The 8770-nt window shown below is 36.4% G+C and carries 11 protein-coding genes; 3 read left to right on the top strand and 8 right to left on the bottom strand.

Going from position 1 to position 8770, the window contains the following annotated elements; all coding sequences use genetic code 11:
* Nucleotides 1-261 precede the first annotated feature (261 nt).
* Nucleotides 262-900, top strand: coding sequence for a ribonuclease H1 domain-containing protein (locus tag ACI48O_RS17720; protein WP_435563183.1), 639 nt, complete (start codon nt 262-264; stop codon nt 898-900).
* Nucleotides 901-1011: 111 nt separating this feature from the next.
* Here ACI48O_RS17720 and ACI48O_RS17725 read toward each other — a convergent pair whose 3' ends face one another.
* The 6 genes from ACI48O_RS17725 to ACI48O_RS17750 all read right to left on the bottom strand — a co-directional run bounded on the left by ACI48O_RS17725 (nt 1012) and on the right by ACI48O_RS17750 (nt 5836).
* Nucleotides 1012-1230, bottom strand: a complete 219-nt coding sequence (locus tag ACI48O_RS17725) for a tautomerase family protein (RefSeq protein WP_435563184.1) — start codon at nt 1228-1230, stop codon at nt 1012-1014.
* Between the two features lie 27 nt (nt 1231-1257).
* A complete protein-coding gene (locus ACI48O_RS17730) occupies nt 1258-1542 on the bottom strand; it encodes a hypothetical protein (RefSeq protein WP_435563185.1) in 285 nt (94 codons plus the stop codon).
* A gap of 27 nt (nt 1543-1569) precedes the next feature.
* Entirely contained in the window at nt 1570-2643 is a 1074-nt protein-coding gene (locus ACI48O_RS17735) for an NAD(P)H-dependent flavin oxidoreductase (RefSeq protein WP_435563186.1), read from the bottom strand.
* Between the two features lie 201 nt (nt 2644-2844).
* Nucleotides 2845-4071 (bottom strand): benzoate/H(+) symporter BenE family transporter, encoded by a 1227-nt coding sequence (locus ACI48O_RS17740; RefSeq protein WP_435563187.1) that lies wholly within the window; start codon nt 4069-4071, stop codon nt 2845-2847.
* A gap of 76 nt (nt 4072-4147) precedes the next feature.
* Nucleotides 4148-5104, bottom strand: a complete 957-nt coding sequence (locus ACI48O_RS17745; protein ID WP_435563188.1) for a TRM11 family SAM-dependent methyltransferase — start codon at nt 5102-5104, stop codon at nt 4148-4150.
* Between the two features lie 144 nt (nt 5105-5248).
* Nucleotides 5249-5836 (bottom strand): NAD(P)H-dependent oxidoreductase, encoded by a 588-nt coding sequence (locus ACI48O_RS17750; protein ID WP_435563189.1) that lies wholly within the window; start codon nt 5834-5836, stop codon nt 5249-5251.
* Between the two features lie 117 nt (nt 5837-5953).
* On the opposite strand from ACI48O_RS17750, the gene ACI48O_RS17755 reads away from it, so the two are divergent.
* Nucleotides 5954-6382 (top strand): MarR family winged helix-turn-helix transcriptional regulator, encoded by a 429-nt coding sequence (locus ACI48O_RS17755; RefSeq protein ID WP_435563190.1) that lies wholly within the window; start codon nt 5954-5956, stop codon nt 6380-6382.
* A 95-nt stretch (nt 6383-6477) separates the two neighbouring features.
* Here the strand turns inward: ACI48O_RS17755 and ACI48O_RS17760 are convergent, their stop codons facing one another.
* Complete coding sequence (locus ACI48O_RS17760; protein WP_435563191.1) at nt 6478-7293, bottom strand: lipid II flippase Amj family protein; 816 nt, start codon at nt 7291-7293, stop codon at nt 6478-6480.
* A gap of 447 nt (nt 7294-7740) precedes the next feature.
* The gene (locus ACI48O_RS17765; RefSeq protein ID WP_435563192.1) at nt 7741-8130 is read right to left on the bottom strand and encodes a YybH family protein; all 390 of its coding nucleotides are present in this window, start codon (nt 8128-8130) and stop codon (nt 7741-7743) included.
* Between the two features lie 213 nt (nt 8131-8343).
* On the opposite strand from ACI48O_RS17765, the gene ACI48O_RS17770 reads away from it, so the two are divergent.
* Nucleotides 8344-8589: a DUF2164 domain-containing protein gene (locus tag ACI48O_RS17770; protein ID WP_435563193.1), complete on the top strand. Its 246-nt coding sequence runs from the start codon at nt 8344-8346 to the stop codon at nt 8587-8589.
* The last annotated feature ends 181 nt before the right edge of the window (nt 8590-8770 follow it).

An 8770-nucleotide genomic window follows, 5' to 3' on the forward strand; every position in this document is an offset into this window, starting at 1 on the left:
TGAAAAAACATTTTTGAAGAGACGGGTCCAGTCATATTGGAAATTTCAAGGGGATAAGAAAGAGCCCTTGATTACATAATACCGGACACCGCCATCATGTAACAGGTGTAGATCAACCGGCACACGGGGATAAATAATTTTGGGTAGAATATTTATCCTTTTATAATAAAGAGAACAAGAATATCCTGCACAAAAATTTGTTATAATGGATTTCATTAGCAGTTGTACCATTTATTCTCTTTATTTGGAGGACTAACATACATGGCAGAAAAGAAAAAGTACTATGTGGTTTGGAGAGGCAGAAAAACTGGAATATTCAATACTTGGGCTGAATGTGAGGAACAAACAAAAGGGTTTCAGGGGGCAAGTTTTAAATCGTTTCCCACATTAGATGAGGCAAAGAAAGCTTTCGAAGGCGGAAAGTCGAGCGGTTATTCTGCAGCTCCAAAAGGAGCCTCAACAGCCAAAAAGGGAACTCGTTCAACAGAAACAGTTGTAATAAACGAAAATAGCATCTCCGTTGATGCTGCCTGCAGCGGCAATCCTGGCATGATGGAATATCAAGGCGTTTCAACGAAAACCGGTGAGGTCCTCTTTCATTTTGGTCCGATACTTGGGACCAATAATATTGGTGAATTTCTCGCGATCGTCCATGCGCTTTCTTTATTGAAAAAACAGGGCTTGAACACCGATATTTATTCAGATTCCGTAACCGCGCTGTCTTGGGTAAGAAATAAAAAAGCGAATACAAGCCTGGTGCGAAATGCTAAAACGGAACAGGTTTGGAACATGATCGAACGAGCAGAAAAGTGGTTAAGAGAAAATCAATATTCGAATAAAATTATGAAATGGGATACGAACAAGCTGGGCGAAATCAAGGCGGACTTCGGGCGGAAATAACCCGGATTTCGTGTAAACATTTGGTTTCAGGTTATAGTGGGGATGTAAAACGGGCATCAGATTGGTATTCTGATGCCCGTTCTTTCCTTTTGTTATTTTAAAAAACAAGAATTATTCGGTCCCTTTCATCCCAAAACCTTCGCCAAATTTAAGAGAGTGAAGTTGTCCGTTCGATGCCCAATTTTCTCGATCATACTCATCAAAAATGATTGTGACCCATTCCGCTTTAACATTAAGAGTCTTTACCGCTTCTTTCGTTACGGCTTCTACGAATTGTTGTTTTTGGTCACTGGTCCTTCCTTTTGCTATCTTCACTGTAATAATCGGCATTTTATTCACTCCCTCCGTTTTAACAGATTAACTGTTTGTATGAAATGCTCCTATGGCTTTATGTTCATCTTCTTTTTTTACATAGATATCATATTGAGTATTATCAATAAAACGAACATTACGAGTATCCATTCCTCTGAAGGGTGTAACCACTTTATACTTAATTCCTGCGTCTTTTAATTTGCTAATAATCTTAAAGTATTCCTCATTGCCAAAGGTCGTGTAAATAAGCTTCCAATTCCGATTGGCATTCATACGGATTATGGTAATCAAAATAAAAACTGATCCAAGAATCGTAAAGGTGATATACACCGATTGCCCCCCCTTGATATCAAACTATTATACTTTGATTTTTTCAGCTTCATCGATCATTTGATGAATTAATGATTCCACGGTTTGAATTTTCGCTAACCTTGGACTTTGTCCTGACCAGAGGGACATGAACTCCTGATTATTTTGTGATGCAGCTGCTTTTCTAATCGATTGTGTAAGAGTGTTTTGCACGGGAAACTCCGGAAAAGTGTGTTGATGCTCCTCCGTATTCTGGATGAACTGATTATTAATTCCTCTTGCCCATTTACCTGAAAATGCACGAGTTAATACAGTTTGGTCTTCATGTGATTTAAGTATGGCTTCTTTATATACGTTATGTGCTCCGCTTTCGATACAAGTTAGGAAGGCTGTCCCCATTTGTACTGCTTGTGCTCCCAGGCATAAAGAAGCGAGTAAGCCTCTCCCATCCATTATCCCCCCTGCAGCGATCACCGGGATATTTACGCGATCGACGACTTGCGGAATAAGGGACATCAAACCTACTAAACTATTTTGAGAACCGTCCAGGAAATTCCCGCGATGCCCGCCAGCCTCACTCCCCTGTACGACAACCATATCCATTCCGATCTTTTCAATTTCAACCGCTTCTCTGACAGTTGTAGCAGTACCTATTAAAATAATATTATGTTGTTTTAATAGGTCGATTACTTCGCTAGAAGGAATACCAAATGTAAACGAACAAATTGAGACTTTTTCATCGATCACTACCTCGATTTGTTCTTTAAAAGCGATAAATCCGTTTTTGGGTTCAGGTATTTCTATACTAAGTGTTTCGCTTACATTTAATTGCTCTCGAATGGGCTGTAGAAAACTGCTTGCTCGGTGTATCTCATCCTCTGAAGCTTCAAATTCATTTGGCACAAATAAGTTAACTCCAAAACTGTTTGCTGTTAGTTCCCGAATCTCGCTAATCTGGTCGCGTAATTGTTGGGGACTCATATAACCTGCACCAATATTTCCTAGTCCTCCATGATTCGAAACCGCAGCCACTAATTGGGAAGTGGTAATTCCTCCTGCCATTGGAGCTTGAATAATCGGATATTTAATAGTTAAAAGATCAGTAATTTTGTTTTTTAGCATTTCCGTCACCTCAATACTAAGAATTCCTATATCTATTACAATTCTTTTCCATATATAAATAGTCCTTGTTATATTTTCATTTTATTTGCCATGTTTAAACTAGCCAGTTGATTTCCGCTCCAGGTGCTCCAATCAACAGAGGGCCTAAAATCAAAATTGTACTTCAGCACTTTTATAAAAATAATAATAAAATTCGTAAACTTAGTTCTCCACAGTTTTCGCTATGATTGCCCCGATGACCAATCCCCATACAGGTGCACTAATATGGAAAAACGATATATTGGATAGAGCGATAAGGAAGGCAAATAGTGCACTTAAGCGGTAAGCATTACTCGAGAAACCCATCTGCAAACTGGATAAAAGAACACCGATTAACGAAAAACCTGCCAGCATGGACACAAATGCTTGCGGCAATGATTGGATAAAGGGAACAATTTTCCAGGCAAATACACCAAACAACACGGTTAAAATTCCTGATACCACCGAAGCAATGTATCGCTTTGATTTATGCCCCGTTTCATCATTGGAGCAGATTGCCGTCATCATCCCAGCGATGTTGGCGCTTTGTCCACCAAAAAAACTGGCAATAATCGAAAAAACTCCGCTTAGCGTGACAATTTTTCGGATTGAAGGTTCGAATGTTGAACTTTCAAGTGCCCCAATTCCAGTTGCCACATCATTGCTTAAAATTAGCATAGCCAAGGGTATTGCAAGTGTGACCATCCCCATCCAAGTAAATTCAGGCATTTGTATTGATGGTAAAACAAAAGCAAGTCCGTTTGTTGATATACTAAGATCTTCGGTTAAAAACAACGTAATAAATGCAACAACTACTGCGATCATAACAGCTGGAATACGTTTTAAGAATTTCGTGCTGATAAAAAAACTAATTAGAGCCGCACCGCCTATTAATGGTAAGGCCTTTACTCCTTGTACAAGCTGAACAACATAGTTGGTCACTAAGCCTGCAAGCATTGCCGCAATGACTTCTTTCGGGACCCATTTCATAATTTTTGTAAAAAGACCTGATATACCAATGAGTAAAATGAGCACGCCTGACATCACATAACCGCCAATTAACTGTGGATAGGTAAAATGTGCTGTCACTGTTGCCAAAAAGGCAACGCCTGATATCGAATGACCGCCGGTAATTGGAATTCTGAACAACAGAGGTAAAACTATCCCAAATAACCCACCAAAGAAATAAACGGCAAAAATCCAATTGATGGTTTGCTCACTGGAAAACTTCCCTGCTGCTGCGGCCTGTAAAATAATTAATGCTGGACCGGTCATAATTAAAGTGAAAGAAATTAATCCTGAAGATACATTTTGACTCGTTATATCTTTGAAAAATGATTTCCTATTTTTTTCTGGCAATGAATCATCAAATTGTTCTCTCACATCTTGTGTTCGCTTTGGTTGCGCCATTTTCTCTCTCCTACCCTTTCTTGCAAATAATACAAAATAACTTTTCAAAAGACACCCTTTTAGGTGAAAGGTTGATTTATTTACAAACAATCACTTCACGTTTAAATGTGCCTTTTTTTACAACAGCTCGGTCTTTAATGGCAAAACCGGCTTTTATTAGAGTTTCATCGATTGGCTCAACGGTTACCACTACGACTTTTTCCGCAAACTTACGGGCACTTTGTAGCATCTCGAGCTGTTCGGCTGGAGTAATGACAGAACATAAATTGTAAGGCAAATCGATTATGGCTACATCATAATGGTTCGTAATATCACGGATATCGGTCAATTTTACTTCACAGGAATACCCAAAATAAGCGATATTCTCTCTAGTTCCGCCAAGAACTAGGGGGTTTCTGTCACTACCCGCAATATCAATCCCCATTGATAATGCTTCTATTAATACCGTTCCAATTCCACAGCATGGATCTATTGCCTTTATCCCACAAGGGTCAGGAATGGCGATATTAACGACTGCTCTTGCCACACGAGTGTTAAGAGCAGTGGAGTAACTGTGTGGCTTTTGTTGGTGACGAAACCAAACAGACTCACCTTTCACATAGTCACCGAACACCCATCTTCCGTTAACATGCATGACAGCAAACAAGCGGTTAGGATGATGAATGTCAGCAATACCATTAATATGTAATCCAATCTCCTTTTCCATTGCACGGCGGTTCTCAAATCCTGCTTCTTTAGTTTTTGCAGGACTACCTGTTTTTACATAGATCACTTTGAAGGTCTCCCCCTTCACTTGAAGGGTTTCAACTTGATTAAGGAGATGTTGAAAATTTTCGGCCTCATACATGACCGTAATTCTTTCCTTTATAAATGGACTTCGACTTGGGTCTATTTTTGCTTCGCTTTCCAAAATGCCCGTTTGTGACTCATTCCCAAATAGCGAACGCATCTCTAAAGCACACAAAGATCGTTCGTCCTCATAACTTGCAAAAGTATATATATAGGTTGTTCTTTCCTCTTGTTTTATTTCCAATTTGTTTTCATCCTCAAATCTTTCCAATAATAAAAGGCAATAGATAAAGTCATATTGACTATACCTAATGCCTATATTAACGGAGTTTTCTCCAAAAAAACACCTTGTTAATTTTTATTCGAGCTGGAGTTAAAAAAAATATCTTTAATGGTTTATTTTTTTAAAATAATTATAAATCTTATCTAGCTTTTTCGTTTGGTTTCCCTTTGGGCTTTCCATATTTCCAAATTCAAAGAACTTCACTTTCTTGATTCCCACAAAATTAAATAACGCTTTTTTCATCAAAATTTTATGTGCATTATTTAACCAGAGAAATGGATAGTGGGTAGGCCCCTTCATAGTTGACACACACACAACCGACTTTCCTTTCAAAAGCCCCTCCGGGAAAAGCCCACTCTTATCTTTATAGGCAAAATTGGAAGCAAATAATTGATCAATGTACCCTAGAAGCATTGCGGGAGGTCTTCCCCACCATATCGGATAGATAAAAACAATCTTGTCAGCCCATGTAATTTGGTTTCGATATTTTTCAATACTAGGATCCGAATGCATATTTCGTCTTCGTTTTTGCTCGTTAAACACGAGAAGTGGATTAAAATCCTCTTCATATAAATCCAGAACCTGTAACTCCTTTATATTAGGATTTTTGTTACTTCCTTGAATGACTTTTTGTAAAAATGCATAATTTAGACTGTTATGATTTGGATAGGTATAAACGACAAGCATCTTCATAGTCTCGCCCCTTAGTTATCATTTGATAAGTAAATTGTATCACTCATCCATTTACTTATCAAATGATAATTGTATTTTGATAACATATTTGTTATCTTGTCTGTAAGAGGTGAAAGAATGGACAAAAAAACCCTATTCAATAAACTTGTAGCATTTACAACTTCTGTTCATCGTGTGACATATGAATTAACAAAAGATGTGAAATCCGATTCAATATCGCAAATTCAATATCACATTCTAGAATATCTTGCGGTTAGTCAACCTGTAACTCCAAGTGAAATTAGCGATTGTCAGAATATGTCTATGCCAAACACAAGTCGAGAGCTTAGAAAATTGCATGAAAAAGGATTAATTGAGAAGATTCATGATACTGATGATCGACGTAAGCAATATATTCGTCTCTCAATTGTTGGGGAAACCATGATGAAGGAAGCCTTTGCATCTATAGAAACTCGTTTTCTACATCGAATACAAAATGCTTCGAAGAAGGATTTAGAGGAAATTGAACTTGCCCTTGATATTCTTCAAACTAAATTATTTTATTGATTAAAATAAAATCGGCTATCCTTAAGTCTAGAGTATTAGACTTGGATAGCCTTCTTAATTTCTGTTTTACATATTTCCAATAGTTGCGTTTTCAACTAAATCCACTTTGCAAACCAGGCAACATAATATGCAGCTGGAAGAAAGATTAGTTGGGCAACCACTGTGCCTACAAATTTGGAGCTGATCATTGTTAACGAATAACTTTTTAAATAAATATAATCGCTTTGTTTTTTGACTACCCTATCGGCTAATACGGATGCCTTTGGATCAATAAACAGTGTTAATAATATTGTGGCGACGCCATTTATTATTCCAGAAGACATGCTGGCCGCTTGACCATAATCTTTAGGAACTAACATCGATGCATATATGGAAGATAGGACTCCAACGGTATAAATTGCTGAAATAATAACATTTACAACAAATATCCGTTTCGGGATAGTTTTCATCGTAATTCCTTTTAAATAAGAGAGCCTAGGTAATCTTATACATTTAACTACTTTCTTTAACCCAGTTAGAGAAAACTGTTTCACAAATAGGGCGACAATTGACCCCCGTTCATTGGACAATTGGACAATCGCCCGAGAAAAGATGTTTATGAAAGTGGGAAAAAGAACGATACCTAACAAAACCCCTATAGAAGTTACTCCAATTAGGATTCTATACTGCTCCTCAATAAATGTTAACTGGTTTGTCTCAGGTGCTTCAGCAATTAATTTTGCTGTAAGTGGCTGTTGAATCATGGTAGAAAATCTTGAGATAATGACCATGGTACTAAATAACGATATTGCAGTGGCAATTAATTTTACTCTAGCTCCTGAGATCCTAGTTGAATACGCTAATGTTTCAATCATCGTGATAATTAGTAGAAATACTGAAATAAGTACTACCTTTCCGGTAATTAGCTCCATGTATAAAGACTCCTTGGGAAACTTTTTTATGAAAATTATATCGTTAAATTAAGTACTACTCTACATTACTTCATAAATCTATCTTTTATTTTTAAAATTATGTAATCTAAAATAATGCCAAATATAGTCCAAAAAAGAATCGTAAATAGATAAATATGGGTGATTGTAAAGAATCTAAAGTAATTCTCTATTAGCCAGAATGGTGGACTGGTTATAAATAATAAAATGTTTTTGTCATCATTTCCGCTATAGTTAATGATGACTATGAAGGTTGATAAAAGTGCAAATAATGATTTAAACCCCAATAAATTTACAATCGATTTCTTTGAATCCTTGTTCATAACACCATCTCCTTGGTGTAATTTTACACTATTGAGATGGTCCATGTTTATATATTTTAAAAAAAGTTAATTTATTTAAGATTTACTTTAATCAAAAGTTTTATACCTAATTACTAATTATGTCCGTACCGTATGAGTTATCGATTGCACACAGCCATTCACCTTGTGAGTTTTTCTTAAACACGTATGTTGCTCTTCTATCCATAGAATATTCTGAGTCCATTTTATCGGCGGTAAGCAATGTTTGAGAGATAACTAACGCGGTGTCTCCAGCTTCCAAAATAATCATTTCCCCCTGGGTTGGTACAATGCTGTTATTAAAGTATTTTGCGATTGCAATGAATGCTTTTTTGATTTCCTCTTTACCCTTTGCAATCATACCGGGCTTTACAACGAGAATAGCATCTTCAGTATAGTAATTCATAAGTGTTTCAAAATCTTCATGTTTAATTGCCAAGTCACACTTCTTTATTAACTCTTTTAATTCATGTTCCATATACAATACCTCCCAAAATGCAAAACATAATAATATATATCGATCATATTTGTTAGTTAAAGTTAATTTATTTTTAGCTAATTTTAAGTTCTTGTTTAAGTTATTGCTCCAAATTCTTATCATGTACAAATTTTCAGGAAAAAATATAGTCTGTAATTATGTGAATTTAGCATGTATTGTTATTTAAAATAATACTGTTTGGAGTGAATCATTTTGTTTATTAAACTTACAAAAGAGCAACAACAATTAATGGTATCTGACATTCAAACCTTCTTTTCTCAGGAAAGAGATGAAGAATTATCTCAATTTGCAGCAGAAAGAGTATTGGAGTTCGTAAAGGAGTCACTTGCTCCTCATTTTTATAACGCTGCAGTTATGGATGTTAAACATGTGGTTGAACAGCAATTTTCTTCTTTGGAAGATGAAATATTAACACTTGAGCTTCCAATAAAAAGATAATTTCCGATACATCTACATAAATGGAGAAGGATGATCACTCCTTCTCCAAAAACACTTTAAAACAAAAAAGGGACTACAAACTGATGTGACCCCAAAAAGTTAGAGTTTTATTTTAAGCAGCTAATTGGCTGGTATGGTTACGGTATTGTACCGGACTCATGCCTGCCAATTTTTGCTTTAT

This window comes from Neobacillus terrisolis, from assembly GCF_051233475.1.
In the GTDB taxonomy this organism is placed as follows: Bacteria; Bacillota; Bacilli; order Bacillales; family Cytobacillaceae; genus Bacillus_BU.